This is a genomic window from Paenibacillus sp. 79R4 (genome assembly GCF_013393165.1).
Lineage (GTDB): Bacteria > Bacillota > Bacilli > Paenibacillales > Paenibacillaceae > Fontibacillus.
On the sequence record NZ_QJOT01000011.1, the window covers coordinates 74,714 to 89,191 of the forward strand.

Annotated in this window: 15 protein-coding genes; 2 read left to right on the plus strand and 13 right to left on the minus strand. The window is 49.1% G+C overall.

The genetic code is table 11. The annotated features are described in order from the left end of the window. Positions 1-201: 201 nt before the first annotated feature. From DMN77_RS16565 to DMN77_RS16620, 12 genes are all read right to left on the minus strand, one after another. Entirely contained in the window at positions 202-543 is a 342-nt protein-coding gene (locus tag DMN77_RS16565; RefSeq protein WP_179015731.1) for a cupin domain-containing protein, read from the minus strand. A 197-nt stretch (positions 544-740) separates the two neighbouring features. Next, complete coding sequence (locus DMN77_RS16570) at positions 741-2,033, minus strand: homocysteine synthase (RefSeq protein ID WP_179015732.1); 1,293 nt, start codon at positions 2,031-2,033, stop codon at positions 741-743. Positions 2,034-2,214: 181 nt separating this feature from the next. Then, a complete protein-coding gene (locus tag DMN77_RS16575) occupies positions 2,215-3,075 on the minus strand; it encodes an ATP-binding cassette domain-containing protein (protein ID WP_179015733.1) in 861 nt (286 codons plus the stop codon). After that, a complete protein-coding gene (locus tag DMN77_RS16580; RefSeq protein WP_068778400.1) occupies positions 3,062-3,925 on the minus strand; it encodes a hypothetical protein in 864 nt (287 codons plus the stop codon). Before DMN77_RS16580 ends, DMN77_RS16575 begins: the two co-directional genes overlap by 14 nt. Further along, positions 3,909-4,526: an RNA polymerase sigma factor gene (locus DMN77_RS16585; RefSeq protein ID WP_069188274.1), complete on the minus strand. Its 618-nt coding sequence runs from the start codon at positions 4,524-4,526 to the stop codon at positions 3,909-3,911. The genes DMN77_RS16580 and DMN77_RS16585 overlap by 17 nt, the downstream gene beginning before the upstream one ends. A 28-nt stretch (positions 4,527-4,554) precedes the next feature. Beyond that, a complete protein-coding gene (locus DMN77_RS16590; RefSeq protein ID WP_179015734.1) occupies positions 4,555-5,277 on the minus strand; it encodes a hypothetical protein in 723 nt (240 codons plus the stop codon). Then, positions 5,274-7,424 carry an ABC transporter permease/M1 family aminopeptidase gene (locus DMN77_RS16595; protein WP_179015735.1) on the minus strand — a complete coding sequence of 717 codons (2,151 nt, stop codon included), beginning with the start codon at positions 7,422-7,424 and terminating at the stop codon, positions 5,274-5,276. The genes DMN77_RS16590 and DMN77_RS16595 overlap by 4 nt, the downstream gene beginning before the upstream one ends. Beyond that, the gene (locus tag DMN77_RS16600; protein ID WP_179015736.1) at positions 7,417-8,370 is read right to left on the minus strand and encodes an ABC transporter ATP-binding protein; all 954 of its coding nucleotides are present in this window, start codon (positions 8,368-8,370) and stop codon (positions 7,417-7,419) included. The genes DMN77_RS16595 and DMN77_RS16600 overlap by 8 nt, the downstream gene beginning before the upstream one ends. Before the next feature lie 524 nt (positions 8,371-8,894). Continuing rightward, positions 8,895-9,476, minus strand: a complete 582-nt coding sequence (def, locus tag DMN77_RS16605) for a peptide deformylase (protein WP_068778403.1) — start codon at positions 9,474-9,476, stop codon at positions 8,895-8,897. Positions 9,477-9,596: 120 nt separating this feature from the next. Further along, the gene (locus tag DMN77_RS16610; protein WP_179015767.1) at positions 9,597-9,854 is read right to left on the minus strand and encodes a YqkE family protein; all 258 of its coding nucleotides are present in this window, start codon (positions 9,852-9,854) and stop codon (positions 9,597-9,599) included. A gap of 55 nt (positions 9,855-9,909) precedes the next feature. Further along, positions 9,910-10,485 (minus strand): TetR/AcrR family transcriptional regulator, encoded by a 576-nt coding sequence (locus DMN77_RS16615; RefSeq protein ID WP_068778405.1) that lies wholly within the window; start codon positions 10,483-10,485, stop codon positions 9,910-9,912. A 1-nt stretch (position 10,486) separates the two neighbouring features. Further along, positions 10,487-11,227, minus strand: a complete 741-nt coding sequence (locus DMN77_RS16620; RefSeq protein WP_179015737.1) for an MBL fold metallo-hydrolase — start codon at positions 11,225-11,227, stop codon at positions 10,487-10,489. A 216-nt stretch (positions 11,228-11,443) separates the two neighbouring features. On the opposite strand from DMN77_RS16620, the gene DMN77_RS16625 reads away from it, so the two are divergent. Together DMN77_RS16625 and DMN77_RS16630 are read left to right on the plus strand one after the other, a co-directional pair. After that, a complete protein-coding gene (locus DMN77_RS16625) occupies positions 11,444-11,746 on the plus strand; it encodes a hypothetical protein (protein ID WP_068778409.1) in 303 nt (100 codons plus the stop codon). 223 nt (positions 11,747-11,969) lie between these two features. Further along, on the plus strand, positions 11,970-13,241 hold the full coding sequence (locus DMN77_RS16630) for an MFS transporter (protein ID WP_068778410.1): 1,272 nt from the start codon (positions 11,970-11,972) through the stop codon (positions 13,239-13,241). Between the two features lie 107 nt (positions 13,242-13,348). On the opposite strand, the gene DMN77_RS16635 is transcribed toward DMN77_RS16630, so the two are convergent. Next, positions 13,349-14,281, minus strand: a complete 933-nt coding sequence (locus DMN77_RS16635) for a manganese-dependent inorganic pyrophosphatase (protein WP_179015738.1) — start codon at positions 14,279-14,281, stop codon at positions 13,349-13,351. Between the last annotated feature and the right edge of the window lie 197 nt (positions 14,282-14,478).

Sequence of the window (14,478 nt, forward strand, 5' to 3'; positions counted from 1 at the left end):
CCATGCTTGTTCACACTACTGTCAATTTTAAAATACGCTATTTTTGAGCCTACCTGATTGTACTTATTTGGAGTGACTGCCCCTGGAGATAGAGTCACTATAGGCGGAAAAATAAAAAAAGGAGATGCTCACAGCATCCCCGTTCTAAAAACCTATATATTCGTCGTATATTTGTACACTAGTGATTCCAGATCCCTTACATCATACTTCTTGCGCGTATCGCTCATCCGGAATCGAGCTAAGCAAGACGTAAAGGCTTGTAGGCTCAGTTCCCGTGCAGCTGAAGGAAAAGACTTCTTCCCCCTCGCAGCGAACCACATCGCCTTTAGAGACAGCCGTATCCTGTCCATCTGTCGTAACAACGCCTTCACCTTGCAGAACTGTCAAATACACAACCGCCCCTGGATGACGATGGGCAGGAAGCTGCTGCCCAGGCATAAAGTTCAGTACAAATATCAGGCTCTGCTGATCCTTGAATAAGATCCTCTTCGTAAACTTCTCATTGCTATATTCAATACGTTCTTTCAACGCGATTTTTTCCATATGGCTTCCACTCCTATCCGGCAAATTGTAGGATATCTCCTCCTCTCTATCGTAGGCCGCAAACCAGGCCAAGATTGTGATCCAATGCACATCTTTTTTGACATCTATGAAAACGGACAGTGACTCATGTATTCGGGACACAAGCAAAGCCGCTATCGCAAAGTCCGATAGCGGCTATTTTACGGAATGATTTAAGATTAGTTCTGGCTTGCAGCAATCGCCTGCTCCAAATCATAAAGTATATCATCAATAGACTCGGTACCGATCGATAGACGGATAAGCCCAGGAGTAACGCCTGCCGCTGCCTGTTCCTTCTCTGTTAGCTGCAGATGTGTTGTGCTTGCCGGATGGATGATCAGGGACTTGGAATCGCCGACATTGGCCAAGTGAGAGAATAGCTTCACACTATCGATCAGCTTCTTGCCTGCTTCCACACCGCCCTTGATTCCGAAGGTCATAATCGCACCTTGCCCCTTAGGCAAATACTTCTTCGCCAGCTCATAGGACTCATGGCTTGGCAGACCCGGATAGCTGACCCATTCCACCTGGTTATGATCTTCCAGGAATTGAGCTACCTTCAGTGCATTCTGGCTATGACGCTCTACGCGCAGATGCAGCGTCTCCAACCCTTGCAGCAGCAGCCACGCATTGAACGGAGACAAGGATGCGCCAAGGTCACGCAGCAATTGGACACGCGCTTTGGTAATATAGGCGGCAGGACCAAGTGCATCAGCATAGACGATGCCGTTGTAGCTTGGGTCCGGCTCAGTCAGGCCCGGGAACTTTCCGCTTGCTTTCCAGTCGAATTTGCCGCTATCTACGATAACTCCCCCGATGGAGGTACCATGACCACCGATAAACTTCGTGGCCGAATGGACTACGATATCCGCACCAAAATCGATAGGACGGAGCAAATACGGACTTGGGAATGTGTTATCCACGATTAATGGAATTCCATTCTCATGAGCGATGGCAGCAACCGCTTCGATATCCAGCACATCGCATTTCGGATTGCCCAGCGTCTCGGCATACAGCGCCTTGGTCTTATCCGTAATTGCCGCGCGGAAGTTCTCAGGATTGGAAGCATCGACGAACTTCACCTTGATGCCCAGCTTGGCTAATGTAGTTGAGAACAGGTTGTAAGTACCGCCATATAGAGTTGCAGACGATACAATCTCATCCCCGGCACCGGCGATATTCAGAATCGAGAATGTAATCGCCGCTTGGCCTGACGCCGTAGATAATGCGCCAATCCCGCCCTCTAGCTCAGCTACACGCTTCTCGAATACATCATTCGTCGGGTTCATAATACGGGTATAGATATTGCCGAATTCCTTCAGACCGAACAGATTGGCGGCATGCTCCGTATCACGGAACCCGTAGGAAGTAGTTTGGTACAGAGGTACTGCCCGGGAATAGGTCGTTGGATCAAGTTCTTGCCCGGCATGAATCGCTAAGGTTTCAGGTGCAAATTTACGCTCATCAGACATGGAAATTCCTCCTTTTTGAATACGAAATTAAAAAAATCACATAAAATGTTTTTCATATTCTCTCACATAATTTCTCATTTGAAAACTATAAATCCGATAAATTTTATATGGATTATTAAAAAAAGGGCACCGAAGCTCGGCCACCCTTTGTTTTTTTGATGAAAATATTTATTTTATCTGCTTACCTGCTCCTCGTGAATTTGCGAATGAAATAAGCGTCCTCCATCGTAGGGGAGACTTCATTCCAGCCGTGAAACGGCGCTTCTGCAGCTACAACCCGCAGGACCATCATCCCATGGTCGACCTCGCGAAACTCTATGATGCTGCGATCTGACGTAAAATAGAACTGGAACTGATCCTTCGTTAATCGGCCCTGCCATACTTTATACGGCAAATCGGATAGCCATTTCTCTTGATTTCCATAAAATCCGGCTTGACCGTGATCCAGCCAGAGCAGTCGATCGCTGGCCGCCTCCCATTCACCCAGCTCATGAACCGCAGCAATAATAGTTCGTCCCTCCGCGTATTTATTCAAATAAGCGATCACCAGCTTGCGCTCCGCGGAATCCATCCCGTTCAAAGGTTCATCCAGGAAGAGAAATTGCGGTGAGGCCAGTAAAGACTGAGCAATGGCAATTCGCCGCTGTATCCCTGCGGACAAACGCTTAATGCGTGTATTCCGGTAAGCCGACAGACGGAAATCTTCAAGCAGAGCTTCGATCCGTTCCAGGTGATACATCCCTTTGAGCTCTCCTAGATACTTCAGCAGCTTATACACGGTCATGTCCTCATACAATTCAATATCGGAGGGGACATAGCCAATCTGACTGCGCAGCAGAGGCAGAGCCTCCTGGGCGGAGCGCCCATCATATTGAACGCTTCCGCCGCGGGGCAACTGCACCGTTGCCAGCAGTTCCAGCAGCGTTGATTTCCCTGCTCCGTTCGCGCCAACGAGCAAAGTAATACCCCGGGCGATCCGCAGTTCATGGATGCGAAGGGAAAAATCTCCTACCTTCTGCTCCAGCCTTTCAATCGCAATCATATGCACCGTTGCCTCCGCCTGCGCCCGAGCGGATAATTCTACTGCGATAATAGGAACGAACGAGCAGCACTATTCCGATCAGCAGCATAATTCCGTCCAGCACAGATCCGTGCTCTACCTTGAACTGATGGAAGCGGAAGTACTCATTGAATATGAACCACATCACGTATACGGTGCTGGCACAAATGATCCCCATCCTCATACCTCTGCGGAATAGCACATACATGGCAATCCCGCCGATCAGCAGTGAGATTCCAAGCCACTGCAGTAGAAATGGAATGAACGGGATATGATATTCCCCGGCTACGGTAACCCGAATTCCCACAATCGCCGAGCTGATCAGGGCCCAGCTAAGGATGAGTCCCATAATCATTAGCATCCTGCTGTACAGCACCAATGCCGGTGGATATGGGGTTATGCTCTCGACAGCCCGCATCCCCGGGTTCCATGAACGGTAGCTGAACAGCATGCAGGCAATAAGCAGAAGCGGTGTGATAACAGGAAACAGACTGGTCGGTACAATATCAGCAAAAATGAAGCTGCTCAGAGGGCGTTTGGGATCCACCAGCAAAATCAACATCAAGAACACAGCTGATCCTGTTAATACGAGCGTCTTCCAGTTCATAAGGAACTGGCTGCGCAGCAGTCTCCACAAGGAGGGTTCTTCCACCTGCGTATTGAACTGTAGCGACTTGGCCTGACTAGCTCTTAATACGTCGAATTCCGGTTGAAGCGCAGCAATCAGGGCCGCCGTCTCCGCCGGGGATGGCGGTGGCATAACCGCTTGACGAAGCGGTTCGGACAGTTCCTGCTCCAGTTGCTTCAATTCCTGGTCAATGGAAGGTCTCATGCTGAAGCACCTCTCTTTCTTGTTTTTTCTCTGGTTCTCTATATTCCGTTACATGGATCTCTTCACGTTTGGCAAGTATTCGTTTTAATTTACGCAGCGCGCCATACAGGTGCGATTTAACTATACTGAGCGGAATATCCATCAATTCGGATATCTCCTGCAGCTTAAGGTCATGAAAGAAACGCATGCGAACAACCTCTTGCTGGATCTCAGGCAGCCATTCCAGCGATTCGGCAACCACCTGGGCCTGCTCCTGCTTCTCCAACAGTTCATCAGCACTGGGAGACGGATCCGCCTCCTCCGGCAGCTCAAGAGCCGCAGTTTGCTCAGAGCGATAAGAAGCAGTGCGCCAGTAGTCCCGGCATAAATTAAGAGCTACCTTGTACAACCAAGGGCGCAGCTGCTCCAGCTCACCATATCTCTGTAAATGCCGGATCAAGCGGATAAATGTCTCTTGGACGATGTCCTCCGCCTTGCCCCGATCCTTAAGCTGCTGGGCAACATAGCTAAGCAATGGTCCATGATAGCGCGTTACCAGCAGCTCGAATGCTTCCTGATCTCCTTCGGCCATTTGCTGTGCCAGTTGTTGATCGGATATCATTTCTTTCCCCCTCTTCTGCCTATCGCTCCTATTCTTCTTCCCTCCCGATCCATCTCTCCCGATAACCGATTAGCCATAATGCTACAGCCAGCAGCAGCGCTGAGGCCAGCAGCAGAACCAACCGATTGACCGGAAAGGAAGCCTTTTGCGGCAAATAGGCGGTGTACAATGTAAAAGATGACAATAGACTGCCGCCGCTTATTGTATCTAATATCCAAAGCGCAAACCCAGCGATGAGCCCGCCATAAATGCTGCGAAAGACGATAATTCCTGCCATGGTTAACGAAGCCAGCAGCAAGTAGGCCGGCAGGACTTGTATCAGCAGCTCCGGTAGGCTTGCCGCGCGGAATACAGCTTTTGCCCCGTTCCAGGGGTACATATACGTACTTATCGCTCCGTTCTTGTATAAATATACGATCATCCACACCAGACTGGCCGGCAGCGATAAAAATACGGCATTCAACCATTTGCGCAGGGCGATGAGCCGAAGCGATACGGGATAGGTGGAGATGATCTCCATCCCCCCGCCACCGATTTCATGCTGGAACATCAGAATCGTAAACATGATTACTAGCGGGAACATCCCCATCTCTGCGATGTAATTCACGGCCCGCGGTTTATCAGGCTGACCGGTAACAATCCCTAATAAATAGGAAATCAACAGAAGAATCGCTAATAAGGCAGCAGGCTGTTTATGCAATCTCCAGTCAAAGCGGGAAGCGCGGCAGAAGTGTTTAAGCGCCAGTTTCATTGGCCCATCACCTTCTTCCACTGCTCCTCCCATGCCGAATAAGGAATCGGATGGCTCTGATTCAACCCGGAGGCTTCTTGACCCGATTCAATCGGAATCTCCAATCCCTGGACATAGAAGTGTTTAAGCAATTTTTTGACCTGATCGTTCTTACCAAGCTTCAGAGCTTTATCAACCTGTTCTCGCATTTGTATCCCGAGTTCCTTCTTATCATTGGCCCAATCTCTCGCATACAACTCCGCTATCATAAACCCGTTGATATTTTTCTCATTATCGAGCAATCCATTCTCCTTATAATACACATACCATAGGAGCGCCCGAAGCTGCATACGGATATCGTCCTGAACATTTTCTATCAAGTAGTCGCCATGCCTTGTACCAACCAGCATCCTGTTGGCTATGATCTGTGACATGTATTCCTGATCCATGCTAATGTAGTTCAGCACATATGCATTGTTTTCCATATCAGAATGATTGTAATCCCGGTATGGAACAAAGAGCAGTTGCTTAACCTTCCCCAGATCGGTAGGCAGCCATGTGCTGAAGTATTGGTTCAATTCATTGATCCTTTGCAGGATCTGCTCCGTCCATCCCTTGTTGTATGGAGTATACACGACATGCAGCGGTGTTGCACCCTGCTCAAGTTCCTCCAATTCGCCGCCGAATAGAGTCACGCCATCATGAACCTCACCGGAATAAACCTGCTCACCGGATTCACGGGTGACCTCATTAAGACTGGTGTAAACCGGCCTCTCAAAACCGCTGAGTGTCAGTTTGAAATCCGATCTAGGGAAATTTATAATCGCAAACGTCGTACCCAGTTCAATACCATTTTGATCCTTCAGGTAAATAGGCTGATCTCCCGGGATTGGATACCAGGCAAGATAACCGGGCAAGAATATATTCTCTCCCTTAACAAAAGCATAATATCTCCCTGTACCATGGAAAGTCTTCGAATAATCCATGACCTTCCCGGCATAACTCATCTCAATCGTCAGCGGACCAGTCACAACCTGGGATAATTCAAGGCTCAGCTTCTCCCCTTGTCGCTTTATCGCTGCCTCCTGACCGTTAACTTTAACTTGCCGAATCTGGAACATTCGGTTTAATGTCAAAGGCAGTTCCTTCTTCCCGACCAAATCCTCGGCCGGCAGGTTCATCGTCACCTCAGCTTGCAAAGTATCATCCTTCAGTTTCTGCAGGCGAATATTGTAATCCTTAATTCCATATATCTCAGGTAGTTGGTCATACTGAATATTTTCCAATTTATATAATGATGGGTCTGCCAATCTACTCTTATCCAATGCATTTAGTCCTTGCCAAAGTATAGCATAAGGGACAAATAGGGCTGCCGCGAGCATAACCGAGCAAATGCCTAGTACCCACGTTCGCCTGCGATGCTTGCTTGGGCGGAGCTGCTGCAATACCATCACTCCGACAATGAGCAGCATCAATGTGAAGGCAAGGACAAACCGATGGGAACTATGCAGCCCGTCCCTGGCCAGAACAAGCCCCCATGTATCCGTGTAATTCCCGCTGCCAACAAACAATTGGCTTAGATGAAAAGTACGCAGCATATCCAGACGGAACCGTTCCAAAATAAATATTTCCATAAAGAAGGTGCCAAACATCCATGCGCAGAAGCCAATTAAATAGACGATTCGGTTAGGAATGGTAATCGCCAGCAGCATGGCCAGTGCTAAAGTGACCGCATAAGACACTTCAAAGTTCGCAGTGAAGAACATCGTATATTGCATCGTGATCTGAGATGTGACCTGCTGCGATGAGAACCAATAATAAATTGCGCCAGCCAGCACGGTAAAGCTCGTAAAATAAAGCAATGCAGCCAAATATTTCGCCGAAATAATCGTTCCATATGACACCGGTAATCCGGCGCTCCATTCATAGGAGGGTCGTCTAACATCCCTACGGATCGTCAGGATGCCAAGCAGCATGACAAGACCCAGGGTCATGGTATGAAGCATCGAATAATAACTGTAGGCTTCTGAGAACAATTGGTCCGCAGGTTTGATTCGGCTTAGACTCCACCAGAGTAAGGCGCCAAACAGGAGAGGCAGCGCCAGTATAGACGGTCGGCGCAAAATCATGTCCAGCTCAAAGCGGAATTGACGCAGCCATTTATGCATCGGAAGTAGCCCCTCTCTGCCCCAATTCCCCATTACTAAGCAATGCCAAATAACCGTCCTCCAGTGTCGGGCTAACCAGGTTCATTTGAGAATTTACGTTAGGACTGTCAGCAATGATCTTGCAGAGCATTCCTTCCTCCGTCCGACGCGTCGAGACTACGGACAAGGGGTCCAGCATCGCATACTCCTGTTCAGTTAATACCCCTTCCCATACTCTGCCTTGTCCTAAGGCTTGCAAATCAGCCAATTCGCCTGACATTCGCACTCTCCCCTGGTCGAGCACGGCGATCTGACGGCAATTGCTCTCAATATCCGCAACAATATGCGTCGACAGCAATACGACACGTCCCAAGCTGAATCTCGTAAGCAGATTGCGGAAGCGAACCCGTTCTTCCGGATCGAGACCGGCCGTCGGCTCGTCAACGATAAGCACCTGCGGTGAACCGATCAGGGCTTGAGCAATGCCAAGTCTGCGCTTCATCCCACCGGAATAAGTACGGATCTTCTTCCGGGCTATATCCTGGAGGTTCAACTGCTCCAACAGCTTATCAATCTCCGCCTTACGCTGTCTTTTATCGCTAATTCCCTTCATCGCGGCGACATAGTCCAGAAATTCTGTTCCGGTCAGCTGGGGATAAACCTGAAATTGCTGCGGCAAATAACCGATCATTTTGCGAATATCCTCTGCTTTCTGCAGCGGCACATCGTTGATAAACGCCTCTCCGGACGTAGGCGTGGACAGTGTTGATAAGATTCTCATCAGGGTTGATTTGCCCGCCCCATTCGGCCCAAGCAATCCGACCATACCTTCTGTAATCGTTAAATTCACATCGTGCAGCGCCCAATTTCCACGGTTGGATACTTGAGCCGCAGCGTCTTTGTTTATGTCGCGCGATGCCTTCCAGCTTCCGCCGTATTTTTTGGATAAATGATTGATTTGTATCATGGATTCATCCTCATTCCTTACGTTATTGAAAGTGTGTTCAAAAAGGCCGATCTTCAGCACCAACAAGGATTGATAAATCCGGGGGCTGAGGAGCTTATGTCCTGTGAGAACGTGAAAGGTTTCCGGAGGAAACCCAACTTCAAAAGCATCTGCTTAGACCCGCTAAATTCAAGAATTCGACGTCAAATAAGCTCTCCGTAAGATTTCGGGGTTAGATCTAGAATTTGTAAGTTATCAACGGAGTGGACAAAATTCTGTATTGTAAGAAAACCTGCCCCGTGAATCACGGTCGCTCTACCTTGAATTAGCCTCGAAGGGTATTCTTCTCAAATGCGGACTTTTTGAACTACCACTACTGGACAGACCCGCGCGGTGCATCCATCGTTTCTGTACCTGTAACGTAACTGTGATTCAAAAGGTTGAAATCAACTTTTAAATTGTCCGGTTGGTCAATTTCACCAATCGGCTTGGAAAATCAAAAAACCTGCAATTATGCAGGTTTCAACGTATAAGGTAAGTATATTTTAGTATAGGCTCTCGATCGGAACGCCTTCCGGCAGTTTGAACGGGTTCTCTTTGTTAATATGATCATAGAACATAATACCGTTAAGATGATCTAATTCATGCTGCATTACGATTGCATCGAAGCCTTTGAAGCGCAGCTTCACCTCTTTGCCTTCCGCGTTATAAGCTCTTACCGTGACCTTCTCGTACCTCGGTACGAAGCCCTGAACCGCCCGATCTACCGATAAGCAGCCCTCGCTCTCCGGCAAATAAACCATCGATACAGAAGTGCTCACAATCTTCGGGTTGAAAAGAGCAACCTCGCGATCATTTCCCTCGTCATCCGTAAGCAGAGCCGCAAACATTCGTTTGTTCAAACCGATCTGATTGGCGGACAGGCCGACACCGGCCCGCAGCTTGTATTTCTTCGACAGCTCCGGATCCTGGCTGTTCTTCAGAAACAGCATCATCGACGCCATCTCCCCGCGGTCCTCCTCGGTCGGCGGTATACTAACGGGTTCGGTTACGGTTCTGAGAATCGGATCACCCTCCCGAATAATGTCATCCATCGTGATAATATAATCGCTGGTAAATTTACTCATCTTCTTCTCTTGTCCTCCTCAACTTCTGGTAACAGCCTGAAAAGGCACCTCACGGTGCCTTTCATGATGAAAGACCATTTACTCCTATAACTATTCCATATTATGGCCCATGTGTGTTTTTTATTTGTATTTATGCCAATCCATTTCACTCTTATTCAGTAAATATTCAAAATTATTCTCCAATTTCTTGCGTTCAACCCGCTTGACTTCCTCGGCCTGAATTCGCTCTTCTTCCTGGCGCTGCTCTGCCTCCCGCTTCAATTCCGAAGCTTGCGCCTTCAATTTGGAGAGTGTATCTTCATTCAGCAGGTCTTTCAGCGTAGCCGGTTTATCCTGAGATCTAGCTGCAGGCTGCTGCTGCGCTTTCTTCTTCGCCATCATTGATCACCTCTGTTTCATGCCTACGGTAGCATATAGTCAAAAACAAAGTCAACTAGCCTTTATTCACTTGTGCATCCAATCCGGCGAACAATAAATGAAGATTATATTCGAAGCTGTCCTTGACCTCCAGCGGGATTCCAAAGCCTGAGGCCCGCTCCAGAGAAATAAATCCGTGAATTAAACTGCGGAGCCCCCGCACGACATGGATGCCCTGTTCCTCCGGTAATCCGTACGGCTCCAGCATCTCAAGGCTGAGCTGAACGATCTGCTCACTGGCCTGCTGAAGCTCCGTCCCCCGTAGGTTAGGTAGAATCTGCGCTGTCTCGTACAGCCCCGGATGCTCTCTGGCATAACTCATGAAGCCATGTGAGAAGGCCAGAACCGCCTCCTTGCCCGATAATCCTTGAATCTTCTCGGCCAGCTTCGCATACAAATCCTGCAGCGTGTAGACAGCTACCATCGTCCGCAGCTCATCGAGACTGCCGATATGATTGTACAGCGATGGCGGCTTAATCCCGAGCGCTTTGGATACAGCGGCGATGGTCACCGCCTCGCTGCCCTCCGCATCGGCGATTTGAACCGCGGCCAGCAGCACCGCCTCGCGTGTGATTCTCGCTTTGCGCGCCATGCTACATCCGCTCCTTTGCGGATGAGCTGGCCGAGCGCGAGATCGAGCGCTCGGCCTCGCCAATGGCCCGCGCGATCTCAGCCGCGGGCTTCACGATCATCCGGCCATGTCCGACCGCCAGCAGCGCTGGCTTCAAGCTGGCCACCTTGCGCGCGCTGGCGAGCGCTCGCTCCTTATGCCAGGTCGCCATGGCCGGGAAAGGGAACAGCGGTACAAGGGTACCGCTGACCGCAAAGCCGCCTCGCGCTTGAAAAGCGTCGCCGGCGATCAGGGCTCCGCTGCGCGTGTCGAGCAACGAGATCGAGCCCGGTGTGTGCCCGGGAGTCAAGACGACCCGTAGCGAACCGATGCGGTCGCCTTCTCCGAGCAGCACATCCGGAGCCGTCTTGATTCCTTTCGGCACGCTGCCACGAATCTTGAATTGCGGCTCCTCCGGCTCCAGCGTGGCATCCCCGCGCAGCAGCTTGGCATCGCGCTTGGAAATGCATACTTTTGCATCCGGATAGAGCTCTTTTAACCCGTCCAGCGCACCGATATGGTCTCCATGCGCATGGGTTAAGACGATGTTGGTCAAAGGCCGACCAAGCTCGCGAACCACCCGGCTGATCTCCTTCACACTGTACGGCAATGCGGCATCGATCAGTGTGAGGCCATCCTCTTCCTCAACCAAATAACAATTCACCGGAAATATTCGCGGCATGAACGATAGCTGTATCAAATGATCTATTCGAGTCGTTTTCATCCTGTTACCTCCTCAATAAACTAATACCATTAGCAATAATATAAACTAATGGTATTAGTTTATGCAAGAACTTTTTTTGATTAGTCCGCATGTACCAGTAACTGGATGCTTTGTTCCCCTTTTGTTCGTATGGTATAATAATTCGGCAGTCTGCTCTCTTAATATACAAACAGCTAAGCTTCATATATAGATGACATGAAAGTCAGGTGATATTGAATGGCTTTTGGAGTACACAGAGAAGAATTGGAGGCTTGGAAGAAGACCGTCTCCCAAGGAGAAATCGCCTATCTCACCCATTATTGGCTGGATGCCAGATTTCCGGGCATTACCACGGTTACAAAGGTGGGATGCAGCGACCATGACAAGCTTGTGACCTGGTGTCTGGAGCATGGACTCGACCCTCAGTATATCCACAATCGATCTCCATTTCCGCATTTTGACCTGATTGGCCCTAAGCAGCGGGAGGTGCTGATTGAAGAGGAGCTGTGGGATCAGCTTCAGCGTTTCCGCCTCATTTAGCAGGGATTCCTAGTCGGATTCCAAAGCTCTACTATTTATGTAAAAAATACTTTTAATTTTTATTTATTTTTTCCCTTCCCATATGATTGTAAATGCCTTATTCTTGTAGCTGTATATTTATCTATTTAAAATGTATGTTTAAAAAAGCCGCAAAGGTGGACTTTTCGAACAGCATCTATAGAAGTAGAGAAAGAAGAGAAAACCATATTGGAGGAATAACCACATGTCAAATGAAGCCCATGCTTCGCCTGCCGTTTCCGAGAGCTTATTCAGGAACCGGTTCTACCAGACTGTGCTCATCTCGAACATCTTCCTGCAAATCGGGATCTGGGTCAGAAACTTCGCTATCCTGATGTTCGTCACGGAGAAAACCAATAGCGACCCTTTGGCTATCTCCCTGATCTCGGTTGTCGAGTTCGCCCCTATCTTTGTGTTCGGATTTATCGGCGGTGCCTTTGCCGACCGCTGGAAGCCGAAGCGAACGATGATCTGGTGCGACTTCTTGTCCGCTGTGTCCGTCTTCGCCGTCTTAATTACGTTGATGTTCGAATCCTGGGAGACCGTATATTTGGCGACCTTCGTGTCCGCGATTCTATCGCAATTCTCGCAACCTTCGGTTATGAAAATGTTCAAGCAGCATATTCATCCTGACAAGCTGCAGCAAGGAATGGCCTTGTTCCAGTCCTTAATGGCCATCTTTATGGTTCTTGGCCCCTCGCTCGGGATTTTCGCCTATCAGCATTTCGGCATCTACATCTCCATCGGAGTAATGGGCGTGGCCTTCCTGATCTCGGCCGTTGTTCTGTTCCGCTTGCCACCGGATGTGGAAGAGGAAAAGAAGGAGAAACGCGAGACAAAAATTATGCAAGAGCTGGCGGACGGGTTCCGCTATGTATGGAAGAGCACCACTTTGCGCGTGCTCGGCATTACTTTTGCTATCGCCGGTTTCTCCGTAGGCATCATCCAGACGCTTGGTTTGTTCGTTGTTACTGAACGCTTGGGCAAGCCGAAGGAATTCCTGCAGTTTCTGCTCATGGTGAACGGGGTTGCCATGCTTATAGGCGGCGTGATCGTTATGATCATTGCCAAGAAAATAGCGCCGCAAATCCTGCTCGCCTTCGGAATGCTCGTCAGCGCATTATGTATTTTGGGTATCGGCTGGTCAACCAGCATTCCATTGACTTTGGCTTTACAATTCATTAACGGCCTGACCCTGCCATGCATTCAGATTGGTATCAATACGATGATCCTGAAATGGACAGAGCAATCCTACGTAGGACGGGTGAATGGAGTACTTAGCCCCTTGTTCACCGGGATGATGGTCGTAATGATGTCCGCAGCAGGCGTGCTTAAGAAGCTGTTCCCACTCACAGGAATCTACTCGATCTCGGCGATTGTGATGCTGCTCGGCGCTGTCATTCTCGTGCCTATCTTCAAGTACAAGCCGAAGGAAGACAATGTAGCTGCAGCTCCGGTTGCACCGGAGACCCCGTAAAAACGGACTCGTACAATTACTATTAAAAAAGCCCTGATGCAGCCGGTAATCCGGTCGGCCATCAGGGCTCTTTTCATATTTAAGGTAGTCAGCTTGCCTAATCTTGATTAACGTTTGTTGAAAATATCCGTGAGTACAGGAACGATTTGCGATTTGCGGGATACGACACCCTTGAGCAAGGCCGTATTGTTCTCCAGCTTCACATTGTAAGCTTGTTCCACTGCATCCGCTGCTTTACCAATAGCAAGACCAACGGAATCATTATTCAAAATGTCCGTTACGACGAACAGGAACAAATCAAGACCTTTGCGTTCAACAATCGCGCCAAGCTCAGCTTCCACTTCCGCTTGACGGGACAGCACATCCTGCACATCCACGGCATTAACCTGGGCGATTTCCACTTTAGCTCCGCCCATATCGAATTCCTTGGCATCAAGCGTAATCAATTGCTGGATGCTCTTGTCGCTCAGGTCTGCGCCAGCTTTAAGCATCTCTAGGCCATATTCCTCGGCGTTCACTCCAGCAATGCCCGCCAGCTCACGTGCTGCAGCTACGTCCTGCTCCGTGCAAGTAGGAGATTTAAACAGAAGCGAGTCGGAAATAATCGCTGACAGCATCAGTCCGGCAATGTTCGCAGGAACAGCAATTCCATTTTCCTTATACATTTTATTCAGAATTGTCGCTGTGCAGCCTACAGGCTCAGCGCGATAGTATAGGGGGCCGCTTGTCTCAAAATTAGCGATGCGGTGATGATCGATAACCTCAGCCACACGAACCTCTGTAATATCGGGAGCACTCTGCTGACGTTCATTGTGGTCAACCAGAATTACGTCCTTCACTTCGCTCGCTACCGTCTCGACAACGCGAGGCGCCTTGAAGCCAAAACGATCCAATGCATATTGCGTCTCCCCATTAGGAGCGCCGAGAGCAACCGCTTCAACATTCCAGCCAAGCTTCGATTTCAGGTCTGCATAAGCAATCGCCGAGCAGATCGTATCCGTATCCGGATTCTTATGTCCGAAAATCAATACTTTTTCCATTTGTTAACTCCCCTTTTCGTCATTCGCTTAGAAAAGTATATCCCAGAAACTGATCATCAATCAAGGGCGAGGTTTCAAGGAAAACCGCCTTGGCTTCGCGATCGCTCTTCCTTGATGCTGGCTACGACCCGGTTTCCTTATCAGAACCGTACATTTTCATATTTTAATTGAATTAAGAATTATTTAAGTCGAATTTC

Excerpts from the sequence above, each read along its gene's own strand:
- DMN77_RS16625 (WP_068778409.1), top strand. The coding sequence starts at position 11,444 with ATGGCTTTTGGAGTACACAGAGAAGAATTGGAGGCTTGGAAGAAGACC.
- DMN77_RS16595 (WP_179015735.1), bottom strand. The coding sequence starts at position 7,424 with ATGCATAAATGGCTGCGTCAATTCCGCTTTGAGCTGGACATGATTTTG.
- DMN77_RS16570 (WP_179015732.1), bottom strand. The coding sequence starts at position 2,033 with ATGTCTGATGAGCGTAAATTTGCACCTGAAACCTTAGCGATTCATGCC.
- DMN77_RS16580 (WP_068778400.1), bottom strand. The coding sequence starts at position 3,925 with ATGAGACCTTCCATTGACCAGGAATTGAAGCAACTGGAGCAGGAACTG.
- def (WP_068778403.1), bottom strand. The coding sequence starts at position 9,476 with ATGAGTAAATTTACCAGCGATTATATTATCACGATGGATGACATTATT.
- DMN77_RS16565 (WP_179015731.1), bottom strand. The coding sequence starts at position 543 with ATGGAAAAAATCGCGTTGAAAGAACGTATTGAATATAGCAATGAGAAG.
- DMN77_RS16610 (WP_179015767.1), bottom strand. The coding sequence starts at position 9,854 with ATGGCGAAGAAGAAAGCGCAGCAGCAGCCTGCAGCTAGATCTCAGGAT.
- DMN77_RS16575 (WP_179015733.1), bottom strand. The coding sequence starts at position 3,075 with ATGATTGCGATTGAAAGGCTGGAGCAGAAGGTAGGAGATTTTTCCCTT.
- DMN77_RS16615 (WP_068778405.1), bottom strand. The coding sequence starts at position 10,485 with ATGGCGCGCAAAGCGAGAATCACACGCGAGGCGGTGCTGCTGGCCGCG.
- DMN77_RS16600 (WP_179015736.1), bottom strand. The coding sequence starts at position 8,370 with ATGATACAAATCAATCATTTATCCAAAAAATACGGCGGAAGCTGGAAG.
- DMN77_RS16630 (WP_068778410.1), top strand. The coding sequence starts at position 11,970 with ATGTCAAATGAAGCCCATGCTTCGCCTGCCGTTTCCGAGAGCTTATTC.
- DMN77_RS16620 (WP_179015737.1), bottom strand. The coding sequence starts at position 11,227 with ATGAAAACGACTCGAATAGATCATTTGATACAGCTATCGTTCATGCCG.
- DMN77_RS16590 (WP_179015734.1), bottom strand. The coding sequence starts at position 5,277 with ATGAAACTGGCGCTTAAACACTTCTGCCGCGCTTCCCGCTTTGACTGG.
- DMN77_RS16635 (WP_179015738.1), bottom strand. The coding sequence starts at position 14,281 with ATGGAAAAAGTATTGATTTTCGGACATAAGAATCCGGATACGGATACG.
- DMN77_RS16585 (WP_069188274.1), bottom strand. The coding sequence starts at position 4,526 with ATGATATCCGATCAACAACTGGCACAGCAAATGGCCGAAGGAGATCAG.